The sequence below is a fragment of the Cyclobacterium sediminis genome (genome assembly GCF_054781075.1).
The window spans coordinates 12,214-32,222 of record NZ_BAAGVC010000021.1; the positions used below are offsets into that span (position 1 = coordinate 12,214).

The 20,009-nt window shown below is 37.5% G+C and carries 14 protein-coding genes and 1 riboswitch; of the genes, 7 read left to right on the forward strand and 7 right to left on the reverse strand.

Features of this window, described 5'->3' with window-relative positions:
• Window positions 1-209 precede the first annotated feature (209 nt).
• The 4 genes from ACYVHJ_RS17335 to ACYVHJ_RS17350 are packed head-to-tail and all read left to right on the forward strand — an operon-like array spanning window position 210 to window position 6,463.
• Window positions 210-911 carry a hypothetical protein gene (locus tag ACYVHJ_RS17335; protein WP_460517262.1) on the forward strand — a complete coding sequence of 234 codons (702 nt, stop codon included), beginning with the start codon at window positions 210-212 and terminating at the stop codon, window positions 909-911.
• Window positions 908-3,670 (forward strand): TonB-dependent receptor, encoded by a 2,763-nt coding sequence (locus ACYVHJ_RS17340; RefSeq protein ID WP_460517265.1) that lies wholly within the window; start codon window positions 908-910, stop codon window positions 3,668-3,670. The genes ACYVHJ_RS17335 and ACYVHJ_RS17340 overlap by 4 nt, the downstream gene beginning before the upstream one ends.
• Entirely contained in the window at window positions 3,670-4,827 is a 1,158-nt protein-coding gene (locus tag ACYVHJ_RS17345) for a DUF4249 domain-containing protein (protein WP_339905533.1), read from the forward strand. The genes ACYVHJ_RS17340 and ACYVHJ_RS17345 overlap by 1 nt, the downstream gene beginning before the upstream one ends.
• Window positions 4,724-6,463, forward strand: coding sequence for a hypothetical protein (locus ACYVHJ_RS17350; RefSeq protein ID WP_460517268.1), 1,740 nt, complete (start codon window positions 4,724-4,726; stop codon window positions 6,461-6,463). Before ACYVHJ_RS17345 ends, ACYVHJ_RS17350 begins: the two co-directional genes overlap by 104 nt.
• Window positions 6,464-6,468: 5 nt before the next feature.
• Here the strand turns inward: ACYVHJ_RS17350 and ACYVHJ_RS17355 are convergent, their stop codons facing one another.
• Complete coding sequence (locus ACYVHJ_RS17355) at window positions 6,469-7,968, reverse strand: sulfatase family protein (protein ID WP_460517271.1); 1,500 nt, start codon at window positions 7,966-7,968, stop codon at window positions 6,469-6,471.
• Between the two features lie 123 nt (window positions 7,969-8,091).
• Window positions 8,092-9,165 (reverse strand): DUF4407 domain-containing protein, encoded by a 1,074-nt coding sequence (locus tag ACYVHJ_RS17360; RefSeq protein WP_460517274.1) that lies wholly within the window; start codon window positions 9,163-9,165, stop codon window positions 8,092-8,094.
• 312 nt (window positions 9,166-9,477) lie between these two features.
• On the opposite strand from ACYVHJ_RS17360, the gene ACYVHJ_RS17365 reads away from it, so the two are divergent.
• Both ACYVHJ_RS17365 and ACYVHJ_RS17370 read left to right on the forward strand, forming a co-directional pair.
• Window positions 9,478-10,128, forward strand: coding sequence for an SGNH/GDSL hydrolase family protein (locus ACYVHJ_RS17365; protein WP_339902695.1), 651 nt, complete (start codon window positions 9,478-9,480; stop codon window positions 10,126-10,128).
• A 244-nt stretch (window positions 10,129-10,372) separates the two neighbouring features.
• Window positions 10,373-10,475: riboswitch (SAM riboswitch) on the forward strand.
• Between the two features lie 119 nt (window positions 10,476-10,594).
• A complete protein-coding gene (locus tag ACYVHJ_RS17370) occupies window positions 10,595-11,770 on the forward strand; it encodes a trans-sulfuration enzyme family protein (protein ID WP_460517277.1) in 1,176 nt (391 codons plus the stop codon).
• Window positions 11,771-11,837: 67 nt separating this feature from the next.
• Here ACYVHJ_RS17370 and ACYVHJ_RS17375 read toward each other — a convergent pair whose 3' ends face one another.
• The gene (locus tag ACYVHJ_RS17375) at window positions 11,838-13,145 is read right to left on the reverse strand and encodes an efflux RND transporter periplasmic adaptor subunit (RefSeq protein ID WP_460517280.1); all 1,308 of its coding nucleotides are present in this window, start codon (window positions 13,143-13,145) and stop codon (window positions 11,838-11,840) included.
• Between the two features lie 12 nt (window positions 13,146-13,157).
• The gene (locus ACYVHJ_RS17380; RefSeq protein ID WP_460517283.1) at window positions 13,158-14,498 is read right to left on the reverse strand and encodes a TolC family protein; all 1,341 of its coding nucleotides are present in this window, start codon (window positions 14,496-14,498) and stop codon (window positions 13,158-13,160) included.
• Window positions 14,499-14,733: 235 nt separating this feature from the next.
• Between ACYVHJ_RS17380 and ACYVHJ_RS17385 the strand changes: the two genes are divergently transcribed.
• On the forward strand, window positions 14,734-15,531 hold the full coding sequence (locus ACYVHJ_RS17385; RefSeq protein ID WP_460517286.1) for an aminotransferase class IV: 798 nt from the start codon (window positions 14,734-14,736) through the stop codon (window positions 15,529-15,531).
• 31 nt (window positions 15,532-15,562) lie between these two features.
• Here the strand turns inward: ACYVHJ_RS17385 and ACYVHJ_RS17390 are convergent, their stop codons facing one another.
• The 3 genes from ACYVHJ_RS17390 to ACYVHJ_RS17400 all read right to left on the reverse strand — a co-directional run bounded on the left by ACYVHJ_RS17390 (window position 15,563) and on the right by ACYVHJ_RS17400 (window position 20,008).
• Entirely contained in the window at window positions 15,563-16,357 is a 795-nt protein-coding gene (locus ACYVHJ_RS17390) for a thymidylate synthase (RefSeq protein WP_339902690.1), read from the reverse strand.
• Between the two features lie 12 nt (window positions 16,358-16,369).
• Window positions 16,370-17,416, reverse strand: a complete 1,047-nt coding sequence (rfbB, locus tag ACYVHJ_RS17395) for a dTDP-glucose 4,6-dehydratase (RefSeq protein ID WP_303612049.1) — start codon at window positions 17,414-17,416, stop codon at window positions 16,370-16,372.
• A gap of 144 nt (window positions 17,417-17,560) precedes the next feature.
• Window positions 17,561-20,008: a GumC family protein gene (locus tag ACYVHJ_RS17400; RefSeq protein ID WP_460517290.1), complete on the reverse strand. Its 2,448-nt coding sequence runs from the start codon at window positions 20,006-20,008 to the stop codon at window positions 17,561-17,563.
• Window position 20,009: the final 1 nt, after the last annotated feature.

Below are 20,009 nucleotides of genomic sequence, written 5' to 3' on the forward strand. Positions count from 1 at the left end.
ACAAGGGTGTTTTAGTTATAAAAAATTAAAGTTTTATTCAAATTATTAATCATTGCTAAAAACTATGGTTAATCAATTAATCATTTTTTAAGATTGATTTAAAACTATTTTTCTAGCATTGTTAAAAAGCTAGTTTTAATTAAAATAAAATGTCCTATATTTCAGAAATTTTTAATCCTATTCTTTGACGCTTAAGATTCATTCCTTTAATGTTCAGAACTATAATAATGGCAATTATTTTGACAGGATCTTATCAGGTGAAAGCCCAGGAGCCTAAATCAAAACAATTGGTAGGAAGGTATGTGGAGATCATACAATTTTTCCCGGAAATTAACACGGGTACCCATTATATTGAGGAAAACAGGTCTTTGGATGGGCATCCGTTTTACTTATCTTCAAAAATGGATTTGGGGACTATAATCATTGGCGAAAACTACTTTAAAGGTGTTCCCCTACAATATGATATTTGGGAGGATTGGGTCCTTTCCTTTTCCTCTGCTTTTCATCAAAGGATGATTTTAAATCACTTAAAAATAGACAGTTTCAAATTAATTGACGGTTCCTTATTTATCAAAAAAGAAAAACCTAATGATTTCTTATTTCACAAAAACGGGTTTTACAGAGAAGTTGAGGCAGGTAAAATAGGCTTATATGCCAAACACAGAAAACAAAAGAAGCAAGAATCTTCTACCATGGAACTCGTTAGAAGTTATGAAGAAGTGGTCAAATACTTTTTTGAAATCGAAGGTAAACTGGTGGAGGTTCCCAAAAAAAATAAAGTTTTTGAAACCTTAGGTCTAGCTAAAAAATCAGCAAAAAAAGAGCTAAAAACTTTAGGTCTTCGGTACAAAAAAGATAGAGAAACTTATTTGAAAACTTTGGTGAATATGTCGAATAATATCCAACCATGATTAAGAAATTATTTAGGTTAGCAAGTTTCCTTTTCTTGATAGGCTTGCAATATACATTTGCGCAAACACCAAGTGAGGAAAGAATTTCAGGGATTTTTTCAGGAGTTTCTTTTGATCAATTTTCCCTAATGGTCGAAAGCAAATCTAGTTATCGCCTTTTCTTCAAACAAACAGATGTTGACACCCTAACCATCAATGTCAATGCCTACGAAAGCACCATTGAGAATTTATTGGATGAAATTTTTAAAGGGTCGGACTTATTTTATGCCATCGACGATGAAAGAAGAGTTTTCATTAGCCGAGGAAATGCCTTGAGTATGGAGCTTCCAAAAGATTTTTTTGAGGTCAAATCATCCTCAGCAAGTTTAATGGTGAACAATTCTATTCAAAAAGTAAACAAAGACCGTTCTTTTGCAAAGAACAGGCTATGGGAAATTGGTCATAGTAATGATGCTCCGGGTGCTAAAGTGGCCGTTTTAAAAGGAAAAATCACAAGCTTTGAATCCGGAGAGCCTATCATTGGTGCTTTAATCTATACTACAGCGGAAGGTGCCAAGTCTATATCAGATGAAGAAGGTAACTACACCATTACTTTAAGTAAAGGGCGCCACACTTTAATTTTCCAAAATTTCGGAGCATACCAGGAACAAAGGCAGGTCAATCTTCGTGGGGACGGAGTGCTAAATGTAGCAATGGATGACAATATTATTTCATTGAATCAGGTAACGGTAACCTCGGAAAAGTCTGCCAATATAGAAAGGCCGGAAATGGGGCTTTCTTCTATCACGGTACAATCATTAAAAAAATTACCGGCGGTATTGGGTGAGGTGGATGTGTTACGAGCCGTTCTGACCTTACCCGGGGTAAAGACCGTTGGCGAGGCTAGTGCAGGCTTTAATGTAAGAGGAGGAGCAGCAGACCAAAACTTAATTTTATTCAATGGGGCTACAATTTACAATCCGACCCATCTTTTTGGACTTTTTTCTGCCTTCAATCCGGATATGGTAGAAAGTGTAGATTTATACAAGGCGGGTGTACCTGTAAAGTTTGGGGGAAGGTTATCTTCTGTACTTGATATCCAAAGCAAATTTGGCAATTCAGAGAAACTTAAGGGAGGTGGTGGCATAGGTTTAATGACCAGTCGCTTGTACCTGGAGGGACCACTTTCGGAAAAAACAACCTTTGCTGTCGGGGGAAGAACGACTTATTCCAATTGGTTATTTGGATTTTTGGATGAAGATTCAGAATTCCGAAATAGCCGGGCTTCGTTTCATGATTTAAACTTAAACATGAAACACACCATGAATGAAAACAATGAGCTTACCCTTTCTGCCTATTGGAGCAAAGATGCATTTCGCTTTGATAAGGATACCGTATTCAACTATCAGAATTTAAACCTAAGTGCCACCTGGACCCATTATTTCAGTGATCGGCTGGAAGGTAAATTTCACATCGGACATGACCAATATACCTTTGACATTCAGAGCGAACAAGATCCTTTGAATGCCTTTGCCTTTGGTTTTGGAATGGATCAAAGCAGTTGGAAAAATCATTTCACCTATGACTTAAACGAAAAACACCAGTTGAGCTTTGGCATGAATGCCATTTATTATAACCTCAACCCCGGAGAGCAAATACCCAAAGGAAGCGAGTCTATCCTTCTTCATGAACAAGTTAGTCGTGAAAATGCTTTAGAAACTTCTTTTTTCTTAGGGGACGAATATGAATTTAATCCAAAATTAATGTTCAGCTATGGCTTAAGATATGTTGTTTACCAATACTTGGGTCCAAATACCGTCAATGAATATCCAAGCAATTCAATTAAGACAGAAGAAACCAAAATAGGAGAAACATCCTACACTTCGGGTGAAATTATCAACACCTATCAGGGCCCTGAGGTTAGATTTTCTGCTCGATATGCCTTGGATAACTTCACGTCAATCAAGGCCGGGTACAACAGCATGAGGCAGCATTTACACATGCTTACCAATACATCAGCCATTGCGCCAACGGATACTTGGAAGTTAAGTGATCCTCATTTAGCCCCTCAAGTTGGAGACCAATGGGCCATCGGCTTCTTTAAAAATTTCCAATCAAACACCATTGAAACTTCAGCAGAAATCTATTACCGGAAAATGAGGAATTTAGTAGATTTTAGATCTGGTGCCTCTCTAATCCTCAATGATAATATTGAACAAGATATAATCAATACCCAAGGTAAGGCATATGGCATAGAACTAATGGCGAAAAAAACAGAGGGGAAATTAAATGGTTGGATAAGTTATACTTATTCAAGGTCTTTGTTCAGAACCAATCCTGATGAATTGGGAGAGATGGTCAATAGAGGGAAATTTTACCCCAGTAATTTTGACCAGCCACATGACATCATGCTGGCAGGAAATTTTGAATTTACCAAGAGGATAAACACTTCTATCAATGCCAATTACAGTACAGGCAGGCCAATCACCTTGCCCATTGCCAAGTTTTATTACAACGGTTCGGAAAGGGTCTATTATTCAGACCGAAACGCTTACCGTATACCGGATTATTTCAGAGTAGATTTGTCATTTAATATTGAAGGCAATCACAAGGTTAGAAAACTAGCTCATGCCTCTTGGTCAATGGGAGTTTATAACTTACTTGGTCGGGCAAATCCTTATTCGGTTTACTTTTCTCCGGAAAACGGGACCATACAAGGCTATAAACTATCCATATTTGCAAGGCCTATTCCATTTATCACCTATAATTTTAAATTTTAATGGATACCAAAATAAAAAAAACACAGTTTTATGTGCTGCTAGGTATTCTTTTACTCTCTTTTGGTTGTAGAGAACCTTTTTCTCCTGAACTCAATGAGTTGAATGAAAATATTCTGGTGGTAGAAGGTTTTATTGAAGTTGGAGGAGGCAAAACTAGCATCAACTTAAGTTATGCCTCTACCCTCTATAGCGATATACCTCAATTCTCTGTGCCGGGGGCGAACCTATTCCTTACCACCGAAAGCGGTGAAAGTTGGGAGTTGGAATCCGATAATTTTGGAACTTATTATACTGAGAATTTTTTGCCGGAAAATGAGGTATATACCCTTAGCATTAATTTAAGCAATGGCGATAGTTACATTTCTGACAAAATAACCCCTATCGTCACCCCTGATTTTGACATCACTTTTACAAAAGAAGATGGGGATGTACAGATTTATAGCAATACAACCGGCAATGATGAAGCCGAATATTTTCTATGGCAATATGAAGAAGCTTGGATATACCGAACGCCACATACTTCTTTTTTTAACTATGACAAAGAAACCGGAGAGATGGTAGACATACCATTTGATCAATTGACTAATCGTTGCTATAATTTTGATCAATCTAGAAGGGTTATTTTGGAGGTCTCTTCTCGTTTTGAAGACAGTCGAATATTTCAAAAAGAATTGTTAACCATAGACAGTTTATCTGAAAAATTAGGAATCCGTTATAGAATAAAAGCTAAGCAATATGCTATCAATAGCGAGGCATATATTTTCTGGGAGGGAATCCGAAGAAATTCTGACGATATTGGAGGAATATTCAGCCCCCTTCCCTCGGCAGTAGAGAGCAATATTCACTCAGTAAACAATTCGGATGAATCCGTGATAGGATATATTTCAGCAGGCGTGTCTAAAGAGAAAATTCTCTACATAAACACCCGTGATGTAGTTCCATGGCGGACTTCAATTCAAGATTATTTCGGCTGCATTATCGATACGGTGGCGCCGCAGGATTATCAAGAAATATTCGGTTTGTTGGATTATATACCTTTATATGAATATTGTGATGATTTACCTTGCGGAGGCTACTTTGCCTCTACAGAGGGCTGTACAGATTGCAGACTCAGAGGAGGAGTACTTGAAAAACCAGAATATTGGGAAGATGAATAATCAGTATATACATGCATTCCTAACCCTTGTTTTACTGGGTTTTTGCTGTACCTACAGTTATCAAGGTATGGCCCAATCAAGGGACGATCTTCCCGAGGAAGAAGTTTTGGTTCAAGTCGTCAACCCTGTTTCTTTAACAGAGGAATACTTATGGATGGAAGTTTCGGTAAATTCAGGAAATAATCCCAGCCCCTCAAAAGTGATTTATATGGAGCTCCTGGATAGAAATGGAATTTCTGTGGCAGCAGAACTTGCCAAGCTTGAAAAAGGAAAAGTCAATTCCTATTTACAAATCCCCCCTGAACTTCCATCTGACAACTACTTATTGCGGGTATATACGAGAATCAGCCCGTATATTTCAGGTGAAAAAGGAGTTTTTCAATCCATGGTTTCTATAATTAACCCAGAGAAGCCTCCAGTAATCGATTCCAAGCCACAAAAGGAAACCGAAGGCCTTACCGGCTTACTGAATCCTGCGTATATCAGTTCAACCGATAGCTTGGTAGTGGTATCATTGCCCCTACCTGATGCCAGCGATATTTCAATTGTAATTAATAAAGTAAGTCCTTTAGATGATCTTGGTGGCCCTATTAATTTTAACGAAATGTACGCGTCCGGTACTCCTACGGATCAGGACTTAATCCCCGAACTTTATGGACATATCGTCAAAGGTGAAATTTTAGACAGTGCCATTGATACCGCGGAGGTGTTTTTCTTAACTCTTCATGGCCATCAATCCCATATGTTTGTAGACAAACCGAATGAAAAGGGAGATGTTTATTTTGACACTGGTAATTTTTCCTTTTATGAGTATGCAGTCATACAATCTACTAGAACAGATGAACAGGTAAACTTCATACTTTCTTCTCCATTTTGGGAGAAAACACCCAATGCGAGTTTTACCCTTCCTCCCTTAACACTAAGTCCTGCTGACGAAGCATTTATTAAAGAAAAGATTTTAGCTAGAGCAAGTCACCAATATTACCTGGCGCCAATTGAGATGCCGCTTACCCCCTTACCTTTCCAGTACATCACAGACTATAGTTATCAACTGGATGATTACAACCGCTTTGAGGACATGGCCACCACCATTAGGGAATATGTTCCCATGGTTTTGGTCCGTAGTCAAAACCGCAAAACCATATTCAAAAATTTCAACATTCCTTATAATCTGGTATTTAAAGAAAGTCCCTTGTTAGTAATCGATGGTATGCCTGTATTTGACAATGATGCCTTTGCTAATTTTAACCCAAAAGGCATCAAAACCATGGACATTATCAACCGGTATTTTTATATCAATGATCTAAAATTTACGGGTATGGTAAACCTTAGCTCATTTAATAATGATTTTGGAGGTTTTGACTTGCCAAAGAACGCCTTGTTTATCACCTACCGGGGATTGCAAAAACCATATGAATTTCATACCGCATTAAAATCATTTAATCATGAGACGCATTTTCCGGATTTCAGAAGTATTTTGACCTGGCAATCCAACAAAGAAATTGATGACAATGGAATGCTTAATTTCTCTTTCAAGCCTTCCCTATTAAAAGGAAACTTCGAGCTGAAGCTTCGATACAGAGAAGGTCAAAATAAAACTTTTAACACAGCCAACTATTTACTTAACCTTAATTGATTGATCTACTGAAATTTCTCTGACTTGATTAATCTGTTGATTTTAAGGTAATTTTTATCCCTGATACTGTCATTTCTATCGTATAAATAATTCCACTTTTTCATGTATTCATCTGCGGGAAGAAATTCATCATTGGTAGCCTTCAACTTTTCATTCAATAGGCCATCCAAATGATTTTTCAATTGGGAAAACTGAGGCATGTCAACCAGGTTATGCATCTGGTAAGGGTCTTTTTCATTGTCATAAAGCAACCATGGCCCCAGCAAATCTCTAACGTAAGTGTATTTTTTTGTCCTTACTCCCCGATATTCTCTACCCCCATTTAAAAATTTCCATTCATGAAATGGAACCGGAAGCATGATTAGTGCTGCCTCATTCCCTAATTCTTCACCTGCAATCAATTTACTTGAAAAGTCGGTCCCTTCGATGGATCCGGGTATTTCCAAATCACTTAATCCCAATAAGGTAGGTAATAGGTCCGGTGTATTAATGGGGTCATAAACCGCTTTAGTGCCTTTGCCTAATTTTTCAGGATACCTAAGGAGCATTGGGACTTTTATGGATTCATCCCAAGGCCTTTGTTTCTTCAACATTCCTTTAGACATGATCATATCGCCATGTTCAGAAGTGAAAACAAAAATCGTATTGTCAGCAATACCAGCTTGATCAATGGCTTTTAACAAATCCCCTACAGCCTGATCTAAGGCTGTACAATGGGCATAATAGTTGGCCAATACATTCCTTGCACTATCTTGAAATTCTTCAGGGACATTTGGCCTTACACTTAATGCTGAAGGCTCATACATTTCCCTGTATGCTTGCGGGGCAGTATGGTAAGGGTCATGAGGAGGCCCCCAAGACAATACCAATAAAAAAGGGTTGTCTTTATTTTTATTAATATAACTGATGGCACTGTCAGTTTGAGAAAAAGCATCATACCCTTCCCAGAAATGCTTTTGATTTTCTTCATCAAAATAATAGGAGTTGTTATAATTGTGGGTTACTTCTCTCACTTTCCAATAATCAAACCCCTGCCTTCTTTCTTTAGGAACAGGTTTATTTCTAGCACTAAAAGGTTCCTCCCCTCTCGCATGACCATTTAAATGCCATTTGCCAATATAGCCTGTCTGGTAGCCTGCTTCTTTATAAATCTTTGCAATCGTGGCGGCTTCTGTTGGAAAAGGTTTGTCATTGTAAAAAACTCCATGGGTCAATGGATACTGACCTGAAATAAAACTCCCTCGCCAAGGTGCACATACAGCCATCACTGTAACAGCATTATGAAAAACAGTGCTTTCATTGGCTAAACTATCCAAGTTAGGCGTAATAACATCCTTATTCCCAAGAAATCCCACAGACTGCGCCCGCCATTGATCGGCTAAAACAAAAACAATATTCGGTGGGGATGAAGCTTCCTTGGCACTCAACTGTTCCGCTTCTTTTGGTTTACATGAAAAATTCAAAATAAAAAGGCAACCTAAAAGGAATAGGGTGAAAGATCTCATTACGTTAAGATTTGGGTATAAATTGAAATTTGATGAAAATTACACTAAATTAAATAAGCTACCCAAATAAAATGAGCATTTTACGTATAAGTTAAACATTTGAACTATTGGTAATTCAGGGCTTCATTTCCCTTGCAGCAGTCCCAAATCAAAATTTTTCTGAGCAACTTTCCTTTCTGGTTCAATTTCATCAAATACATCTTTTCTCAAATCGCTTTGACTTTTCTTTTTATGCCATTGTTCATCCGCATACAAAATAACCCCCGCCTCATGAGTATCAAGCAAGTGGTCATAAGCTCCTCTTTTCGCCAGCAGTTTCACAAGAATAGGGGCCATTTCTATCATGACAAACAGAAGCATTATCATTAAGTTAGCCCAATAAACAGCATTGTTTGCATTGGTAAGGCTATCTAAGGCATGTATACGTGCAGCCAGCCCATTATTGGATACCACTGAAAGCATTTGATGGTCCAATTCTAATTTCATTTGATCATTAAGTTGATCTATTTCCAACAGAATCGCTTGAATTTTCTCTCTGTTTAAAGCTTGAGTTTGCAACAAGTCCTGCTGGGCCTGATCCAATTGTTCTTCCTTTTTTTCAGCATTAATGCCAATACCGGCTCTGCCGGTGGTTCCATCCGTCTTTACACCAAATCGTTCATTGTCATATTCAAGCTGTTTCTCGTTTCTGTAGTTCTCCTTACTTTTAATTTCAGCATTTAATCCATCAATTTGACCTTGCAGTTGTTGAATTTCAGGGTAACCGGCTTTAATTTGATTCTTACTTTCTTGTATTGTTTCCAAACGTTGCCGATCTAATTCCCGGTTGATCTCTTTTTCAAATATCTTCAACTCCAAAGGTTTGGCAATTACCAAGGCTATCAGTATTGCCAATATTAATCTAGGGATAGCTTGTTTAAATTCCAGACTGAATTTTTCCCGCTTTTTGAGGGTGGAAACTATGTACCTATCCAGATTAAAAATCATCAACATCCACAAAATTCCAACCGCCAAAACAGGCCATATACTATCGAAAACAGTAAATAAAGCATAACCTACAGACAAGCCTGCAAACACAGCAGTAAACAAGACTGTTCCTCCTATACCAATAAATTGATGAATAGATCCCGGGCAGCGCTTAACCAATGGAAGGTATGCCCCAGAGCAAAATATTAGGAAGCGTTCTATTTTATTCATAGAGAAGAGTGCTTGTGTGGTTTTTTACCAGAAATACTATTCAAGTAGACTGCCAAAAAACATGATTTTATTTGAAATGTCGATAAAATTGAGACACAACTTATAACATCCTAATTTACAGCACATTAATCTATAAAATATAAGCTTTTTTCCACAAGTTATTTGTAGTCTTGCAGATAAATTATAGCTATTGATGGAGCAGAATAAAAAACTGTCCGCTTTGTTTGTCCGGTATCGTGACAATCAAATAATAAAATGATTTTAAAATCCACATAATTCAAGTATTTTAGACAATAAAATCTATAATCCAATATGAAAAATAATAATTTCGCTTTCTTAGCAGTTTTACTTTTTATTTCTACAACAGTTTTCGCCCAAGACCCTACTAGATTTAAAGGACAGGTGGAGAAGATCCACCAGGATAATCCTATTCAAGAAAATTTGAATGGTATCGTTTTTACGGGTAGTTCTACCATAAGAATGTGGAAAAGCCTGCAAGAAGACTTTCCGCAACACAATGTGATCAATGGAGGTTTTGGTGGTTCTCAGGCTAGTGATTTGCTATACTATATAGATGAACTTATACTGGAATATAAACCTTCTAAGGTTTTTATTTATGAAGGAGACAATGACATTTCATCAGGAAAGTCCGTTGAAGAAATTTTAATGACATTTAATCTGATTACAAGCAAAATACACGAAGCCTTGCCTGATACAGAAATCATTATCATAAGTCCTAAACCAAGTGTTGCTCGATGGAAGCTTGCGGATCAGTACCTGGAGCTGAATAAAAAGCTAAAAAAATTCACAAAGAGTGAAAAATACATGAAATATGCTGATTTATGGAAGCCTATGCTTAACAAAGACAAAGAGCCTATGGATGATATCTTTATTAAAGACAACCTTCACATGAATGAAAAAGGTTATGCTATATGGGCTAAAACCATTGAAAAATATTTATAAATAAGCTTTTCATATAAATGTAATACTGGAATAGCTGACTTATTCAGGTGTGTATACATTGAAATTTATTTTCCCTTTCCATTGAATTACCAGAGGATTCATCGGAAAGGGGATTATTTTTTACCACAGGTAAAACTTAGGCCCAAAGAACAAGCCTAAGCTAAAAAGTTAACCCCTATAAAAACGGGAGGGAATTTGGAAAATCGAATTACCCTTGTTTTCTTTGCAGTAAATTCAGGAAACTGATTTATAAAGAAGAGGCGAGAGATCAGGCTCTGTGAACCTCTGGCAACCTTCCAAACCAAGGAAAGGTGCCAATACCTGCCCAATATAGGGAACGATAAATTAGACTATATGACATTACACACAATCTCCACCATTACTTTTCTCGACTTATTTTGCTGTTCTTCAATTTTACTGGAGAAGGGTAAAAATCCATGTACCCACCTTTAGACAATTTTCTTTTATGAATTATAAAAATTTTGAAACCCAAGCTGTAAGGATTGCTAAATCCTCCTCAGATCAGAGAGAACATTCCGCACCTCTGTACCTAAGTTCTAGTTTTGTTTTTGACTCAGCAGAACAAGCCAGACAAATGTTTGCAGACGAAATTGAGGGAAATATTTATTCAAGGTATGCCAACCCCAACACCAGTGACTTGATAGAAAAAGTCTGTGCCGCAGAAGGCACTGAAAGTGGCATTACCACTGCCTCAGGGATGGCTGCAATGTTTGGAAGCATGGCTTCTTTACTAAGACAAGGTGACCATGTATTGGCTTCAAGATCATTGTTTGGTTCCACGCATCAACTGCTAACACGCGTATTTCCAAAATGGGGCATTTCACATACCTATGGAGACATTTCAGCTATCGACAGGTGGGAAGAACTGGTACAACCCAACACCAGAATGTTGTTTATAGAGACTCCATCTAACCCGGGCTTAGAGATAATAGACTTGGAATACATAGCCAATTTTGCCAATGCGCATAATTTGGTATTAGTGGTAGACAATTGTTTTGCTACCCCTTATTTGCAACAACCTGCAAAATGGGGAGCACATATAGTCACCCATAGCGCCACCAAATTTATAGATGGACAAGGAAGGGTCTTGGGGGGACTTATTTTAGGCAAGAAGGAATTGATCGATGAGGTTCAATTTTTTATGCGCCATACAGGACCATCATTGTCCCCATTCAATGCATGGATTTTAGCCAAAAGCATGGAGACTTTGGCAGTGAGAATGGACAGGCATTGCGAAAATGCCTTGAAAATTGCTCAGTATTTTGAAGGAAACAAAGAGGTGGAAGTAGTGAAATATCCATTCTTGGCTTCTCATCCTCAGTTTCATTTAGCAAAAAAACAAATGAAACATGGTGGAGGCATTATCACCCTGACTTTAAAGGGAGGGTTAAACCGAGCAAAAAAGTTTATTGACCAGTTGCAAATGATATCTGTTACTGCAAATCTAGGAGACACCCGCAGTATCATTACACATCCCGCTTCTACTACTCATAGCAAGCTTTCGGAGGAAGAAAGGGCAAATGTAGGAATATTGAATGGGCTGGTAAGGTTATCTGTAGGTTTGGAACATGTAGATGACATTATCTTGGACATTGAGAGGGCTTTAGAACAGTCTAAATAAAAAAATGGCATGATTACAAATGTTGGTGTTTGTAATCATGCCATTTGTCAAGGATTTATTATATCAATTATTCTTTCCCATCACCTGCAGCTTCTGAAATTTTCACCTCTTTTTCATTTTCCAATTGGGTGCTAACAACATAATATGGCCCGGTGATTACTTCCTGGTCTTCTACAAGTCCTTCTAAAATCTCAATGTTTTCAAAATCAGAAATACCGGTTTTTACTTCTTGTATCTGAGCTTTATCCCCGTTTTTCAAGAACACCAACTCTTTCATATTGCCTTTGCCTTCACCTTCTTCTATGGTCTGCCCTGCCCTTACAGTAACGGCAGCAAGAGGAATGGCCAATACCCCTACTTTTTTGTCTGTTATGATCTCAACACTGGCCGTCATTCCCGGACGGAACGGGAAAGGGTTTTCGTTTGAGACCAAATCTTTATAAGAATCGTTTAAAATTCGAATCCTAACTTCAAACTCGGTAACGGCATCCGTGCTTACTTTTTCGTTGGCTGAATTGGCAATGGCAGTTACTACCCCTGTAAATTTCTTACCTGTAGAAGCGTAGGAATCCACTTCTATCAGGGTGGTATCATTCATACTGATTCTCACAATGTCGTTTTCATTAACGTTTACTCTTACTTCCATTTTAGATAAATCCGCAATGCGAAGCATCTCCGTACCGGCCATTTGGGCAGTTCCTACCACACGCTCTCCCTTTTCAACCAACAAGTTGGAGACAATCCCATCAGTGGGGGAGTAAACATTCGTTAATCTTAAATTTTCTCCTGCTTCATCTACTGAAGCTTTGGCACTTTTGACTATAAATTCCGAAGCGATGACAGACTGCTTGGCTGCCTCAAGATCATTCTCAGCTGTAAGAAACTCTGCTTTGATTTGTTCAAAATCAGCATCTGAAATCACCTTGTCTTCATAAAGAGTTAAATTCCGCTCATAATTCAACTTAGATTGGTTGAATTGTGCTTCAGAGCGTTTCAAGCTAGCTTTTGACTGTGCTAAATTGGCCATTTGCTGGTTTAAATTGGCTTGAGCTCGATCTAATGCAGAGATAAAATTGTCAGGCCTGATTTTGACCAATAAATCGCCCAATTTCACTGAGTCTCCTTCATTGACATTCAATTCAATAATTTCACCGGCAACATCAGGACTCATTTTCACCTCTGTTTCGGGTTGTACTATTCCGGATGCACTCACTTTCTCCACAATGTCTTTTTTGCCAGCCTTACCGATCTGAACTTCTAAAGGCTTCTCTCCTCCTACCCAACCAGCTTGTTTTCCTACTATCATTCCTATTACCAAGAATGCCAATACTCCTAGTAATATGTATATTATCTTATTAGATTTTTTCTTTGCCATTATTTTGATCTATTAGAGGGTAAGGGGATTTCCTAAATAAAAATCCAAAACTTTAACACTAAACACATATTGATATTTTGCCGTAACCAGATCTGCTTCTGCATTGAATAAATTGTTTTGTGCAACCTGAAAGTCAACAGCATTGATAGCACCCACTTCAAATCGCTGCTTGGCCATCCTAAAAGACTCGCCCAATGCTTCCACTCTTATTAATGAGCTTTTATAAGATTGTTCTGCTGCATAAGCTGATGTATAGGCAGATTCAATATCCTGTCTCAAAAGATTTTTAGCTTCTATTTCCTGAATTTCACTCAATCTTTTCTGTACTCTTGCTCTTTGCAAACTTGCTTTGTTTCGGAAATTGGAAAAAACAGGAATGTTCAATCCAATGTTTGCAGATTGCGAGAGATTGTTTTCAAATTGTTGCAAAAGAGGGTCAGGAGTCATAAAAGTGCTTTGGTCTACATAATTTGAGAAAACGTTTGCGCTAAGGTTCAAACTTGGTGCAAAACTTCCCTTTGCTATTTTCACGCCATATTCTGCGCTCTTTACCGCCAATTCAGCCGCTTGAATCTCCGGCAATCTTCCTTCAGCAATTGAGTATACCTCAGCTACCCCTACCGTACCAATTTCTAATCCTTCCACTCCTACTTCTGGGATAATTATACCAAAGTTATCATCGAAAGGCAACTGTAAGGCCTGTGATAAATTTAACTTCGCAATTCTTAGATTGTTTTGCGCGTTGATGACTTCCAATTCATTGGTGGCACTTTGGGCCTCCAAGTCCAATTGATCTGCCATGGGCAAAGCCCCTGCTCTTACAAGACTTTTGGTTCTCTCAAGCTGCTCCGTACTAGTCTTCAGTTGAGATTGGGCAATATTCAACTGTTCCATTGAAAATGCCACATTAATGAATAGGTTGATCGCATTTAATGTAATGTCATTTCTGCTTTTTTCTACGTTCAAGCGGTTGACTTCTACATTTAATTTGGATTGTTTGATGCTATTTTGAACCCTTCCCCCGGAATATAATGGTAAACTAGAGCTTCCTGAAACATTAACATTACCTATTCTCCTTGATTCAAAATCATTTGTCACCGGGTTTATGGATCTACCCCAACGGAAACCTGAACTGAGCCCCATTGAAAATGAAGGCAACATTTGTCCTTTGGATTCCAACAAATTGGCCTCGGAACTTATAAGGTTCATTTCCGCCCTCTTTAAATTTAAGTTATTTTGTAAGGCTGTTTCTACACTCTGCTCCAAAGTCAATTTACCTGAATTGTCCTGAGAAAAAACCGATGCGGACAATCCTGAAACGAATAGTAGTAACAGTAAAATATGCTTTTTCATGAACTTTGGGTTTTTATCTTTTTAAATTAAAAAGTTTCTTCTTTGTCAATACTATTTGAAATCTATATAAATCAGCTTTTCACAAGCAAACCTGGTGCTAATTAGTCAATTACTTTCAAGTTTAAACCTTTCTCTTTAAAAACCACCTATAAATACCATTATTTAATTAATTTTAACGAGAGAGGAACAATCAAAAAATCATTTTGTTCGTTTATGAACAGTTCACTGTACAAAAATGAGACAGTTTTTTAAATTCAATTCGGAGGATTTTATTGAAGTCGACACTTTACCTGTCAACAGGGCCTTCCTATTCGGTGATGGTATTTTTGAAACAATGTGTTTTATCAATGGGCAATTTAGGTTTCATAAAGACCATCAAAACCGGGCAGATAATGGATGCCAAAAATTAAAAATTCAAGGACAACTAGATTTGGAGGGAATAGCTAAAATACTCAGAAACACCTTCGGTGCCACAGAAAAGCTACGGGTTAGATGGAACATTTATAGGTCAGGAATAGGCAAATATAGTCCTGTTGAAAATACTGCCTGCGAACATCTAATCGTTTCTGACTTTAACCCATCCCCTACAACCAAAAGCACTGCCTATATTAGCCAGAAGGTTCAGACCAATACAACAGCTTGGTCCGGAGTCAAAACCTTAAATGCCTTGCCTTATATTATGGCCAATATAGAAAGGCAAGAAAAGGGCATGGCTGATGTCATTATATTGGACGAGAAAGGATTTGTTTCAGAGGCCGGAAGCTCCAATATCTTTTGGGTAAAAGGAGGTCAATACTATACCCCTAGCCTAGCGACCAATTGCATTGCAGGAGTTTCCCGGAAGCAAATTATTACCAGGTTAAAAGATTTAAATAAGCATTGTGAGATTGGAAAGTTTAAACCCAATGACTTACTAGAGGCAGATCAAGTTTTTGTAAGCAATGTTACCGGAATAAGTTACTTACTTAAAATTGAAGATAGGGAATTCGACCCCAAGCCTGAGCCCGAACTACTTTCACTTTTCGACCTTTAATAAGGGTATTGTAAAACTGAGAGGTTTACTTTTAAACCGATACTTCTGCTTTTATCCTGGGATGAGGATCATAATTCAGCAATTCTATGTCTTCATATTTGAAAGAGAAAATATCCTTTACCTCAGGGTTTAATTTTAGCTGAGGCAAAGGTCTGCATTCTCTACTAAGCTGGAGCCGGGCCTGATCAAGATGGTTGTTATACAGGTGAGCATCTCCAAGGGTATGGATAAACTCTCCTACTTCAAGATCACAAACCTGGGCTATCATGGCCAAAAATAAAGCATAGGAAGCAATGTTAAAAGGCACTCCTAAAAACACATCCGCACTGCGTTGGTACAACTGACAGGACAGCTTACCTTCAGCCACGTAAAACTGAAACAGGAGGTGGCAAGGAGGCAAGGCCATTTGATCTACATCAGCCACATTCCAGGCGCTAACAATTAGTCGCCTGGAATTAGGGTTGGTTTTAATCTGATGAATTAAATTCTTTATTTGATCAATCTCTCCTCCATTCCCGTCGGGCCAGTGTCTCCACTGGTACCCATACACGGGGCCCAAATCACCATTTTCATCGGCCCATTCATCCCAAATGGAAACTTTATTATCTTTCAGGTATTGGATATTTGTATCACCGGATAAGAACCATAGCAACTCATGAATAATAGATCGAGTATGACATTTTTTAGTGGTAACCAAAGGAAATCCTTTGGACAAATCATACCTCATTTGGTATCCAAATACGCTTAGCGTGCCGGTACCTGTTCGATCTCCTTTCTTAATTCCATGATCCAATATGTGTTCTAATAATTGGTGATATTGCTTCATACTGAATGGATTTTAACTATAATGTTCTTGGTAATATTTTTGATAATCTCCCGAGGTCACACTGTCCAGCCATTTTTCATTTTCCAGGTACCAATCAACGGTTTCTTCAATTCCAACTTCAAAGGTAAGGCTGGGCTTCCATCCCAATTCTTTGTTGATTTTATCGGCATCAATTGCATACCGCTGATCGTGTCCCGCTCGGTCTTTCACAAAGGTAATTAATTGCGCTGAAGCTCCTTTATCTCTGCCCAGTTTTCTGTCCATGATTTCACATAGGAGCTTCACAATATCTATGTTTTTCCATTCATTAAAACCTCCTATATTGTAGGTTTCATTTGTTTTACCTTCGTGAAAAACTAGATCAATAGCTCTGGCATGATCCACCACAAACAACCAATCTCTAATGTTTTCACCTTTTCCATAAACCGGCAAGGGTTTATTTTGTTTGATATTGTGAATACATAGTGGAATTAGCTTTTCAGGAAATTGGTTGGGGCCATAATTATTGGAACAGTTTGAAATCACTGTTCTCAAGCCATAAGTATTGGCATAAGCCCTTACAAAATGATCTGATGCCGCTTTAGATGAAGAGTAGGGAGATTGAGGGTCATATGGGGTGGTTTCCAGGAAATACCCGCCATCATCCAATGAGCCATACACTTCATCTGTGGAAACATGATAAAAAAGGTGATTTTCTCTGTCTTTCCAGAAATTTTTGGCTGTATTTAGCAAATTAACAGTTCCCATAACATTTGTTTTCACAAAGGCCAGGGGATCGGTGATTGACCTGTCCACATGAGATTCTGCTGCCAAATGGATTACGTCAGTAATTTGGTAGTCATTGAATACCTCCTTTAATAGCTCCTCATTATTAATATCCGCTTTGGCGAAAACGTAATTTTTTTCTCCTTCAATGTCCTTTAAATTCTCCAGATTGCCTGCATAGGTCAAGCAATCTAAATTTACAATTCTGTAGTTAGGGTACTTTTTTACAAAAAGTCGGACAACATGGGAACCTATAAAACCTGCTCCCCCAGTAATCAAAATTGATTTTTCCATAATTAAAAGATATAATATGTATGTAAAAATTTTAAATTAAGTTTATAAATAACCTCATTTGAATTTAGCTACTCAAACCGAACAATTATTTCGTAAATCCAAATTAATCACAATCTCTATTTCTTGTTTATTTTATGATAGCATTTAAACCTTAAATTTTGCTAACAATTTTACAAGTCGACTAGTTTTATGCACTTTTTCTTCAGCATAATAACCATCCCCATAGCTATCTTTCTTCATGTAAGAGTAATTGTATCCATAACCATAATTATACCCGCTAAAGTCATAGGTATCTCCACCACTTTTCAATCCATTAAAAATGGCATAAAAATTCCTTACTTGGTCATTGGCATAAAGATCATTGATCATCAAGAGGTGGTTTTTATTTGTAAAATCATGTCTTACAATGTACAAGTTAACATCTGAAAAACGCAATAAATCCATGGTTTCGGAAACCAAACCTACAGGTGGGCAATCCATAATGATGATATCAAAACTTTCTTCCAAGTGGTCTAGAAACTTACCCATTTTATCCTTTAATAACAGTTCAGCAGGATTGGGGGGTACCGCTCCAGAAGGGACCACATATAGGTTTTCGTAGGGTGTTTTAACGATAATCTCGTCTGCCGAATCCTTATCCACCAAAAAGGTAGAAAGTCCTTTTTTGTTAGATACGCCCAAATATTTTGCCAGTTTGGGCTTTCGAAGGTCAAGCCCCATAATACATGTCTTTTTCCCACTTAAGGCCATTGCAGAAGCAAGGTTCAAGCTAATGTATGTTTTTCCCTCTCCTGAAATACTTGAAGTAACCAATACTCTTTTACATTTTTTTTCACTGGCTATATAGAAAAGCGCCGAACGCAGGGACCTAAATGATTCCGAAGCCAACGACCGGGGATACTCGGCAACTAATAAATTGGTATTTTTATCACTATAGCCAATGGTTCCTAGAAGTGGGATACGCATCAGGCTTTTTAATTGGATCTGATCCATTACTCTATTGTTTAAGTAATGAAACAGCACCAAAAATCCTAAGGGAAGAAAGAATCCTAAGCCGATGGCATACGTATAATTTTGCGTTTTTTTAGGAAAAATTAAAGTCCCCCTTTTTGCTTGGTCCACAATACTATTGTCGGGAACATTGGATGCTTTGGCAATGCCAGCTTCTGCCCTTTTCTCAAGAAGATAGGTATACAAATTTTCCCTCAGCTTAAATTCTCTTAAAATATTGGTATAATCTGATTCTGCCTTGGGTAAATTAGAAAATTGTTTGTCAAAGGAGTTTAATTTCTTTTGATTTTCCTTTTTTCTACTTTCCGTATTGCCTATGAGGTTCTCAATATTTTCAAATAAATTCTCTTTCAATCTATGGATCTGCTGATCCAATACTTCAACATCAGGGTGTGTTTCATTTACCAGAGAAAGTAACTTTCGTCGTTCTAGAGAAATGGTCACCAATGAACCTACTAATTCATTAAAAAGCGGATCATCGATACCCACCACAGAGGGAGCAACAATTTCCTCAAAAGAATCTGTTTTAGTAATCAGGTAATTTTTTAAGCTATTGTAATAGCCCAATTCAAAATCTATGGATTGAATATTTCTTTCTAAATCCTGAATGTTATTCAGTACGCCACCGAACTCAGCGTTCACATCCAACATTTTATTGCTCACTTTAAATTGCTGCATTCTTCCTTCCACAGACTTCAAGGAATCTTCAACAATATAGAGTTGCTCCTCAATAAACCTTAATGCATTTTCAGAGATTCTGTTCTTTTCCTTGAGATCATATTCCAGAAAAGCGTCCATTAGCGCATTGATATAATCACTGCCTTTGTCCACAATTTTTGTAACCGTACTTATTTCAAGTACGGTTCCATAATTGATAAGTGGTTTTACCTGAATGGCATTAGCATACCTATCCACTAAGGAAGTAGGGTTATGCAGTAAAAACTCATAGGTATCATACTGACGAGAATTGTCAAGTAGGTAGACTTTAAATTTGGCCCTATCACCTATAATTTCCTCGCCAAATTTAAGCTCCTTGTTAAAAATACCTGTTTCTTCTTCAACATATTGGTAGCTTGTAAAAAATGTATCAAAAAAAGTATTTTCTCCGGAAAGTAACCTAAATGTGGAATCAGAAAGAATATTTATACTGATTTTTTTATTGACGATCTGCGGGTAATTCCAATCTACTTCAACTCTTATTGGGCTATTTTTGTACAGTTCAATTTCTTTAATATTGGTTGAGGCAAAATAACTCACATCAAAGTGTAAATTACTCAATGCTTCTGAAGCCAGATTTTTAGAGGAAAATAATAAAATATCATTGGTAAGGTTCTCCCCTCCTGAAAAAATATTTGATCGATCCAGGATTCTGACTTCTGGGGAAGCATTGTTCTTTATCATGACACTCCCTCTTACTTCATACCTTTCGACAGTATATCTATGAAATAGGAATACGAAGATTAAACCGATTGCAATACTAAGTAAATACAAAGGCCAATACCTAAAGTATTTAATTAGGTAATACTTAATATCTATTGGCTTTTCTTGCTCATCAAATTGCGAAAGATCTAGATTCTCCATA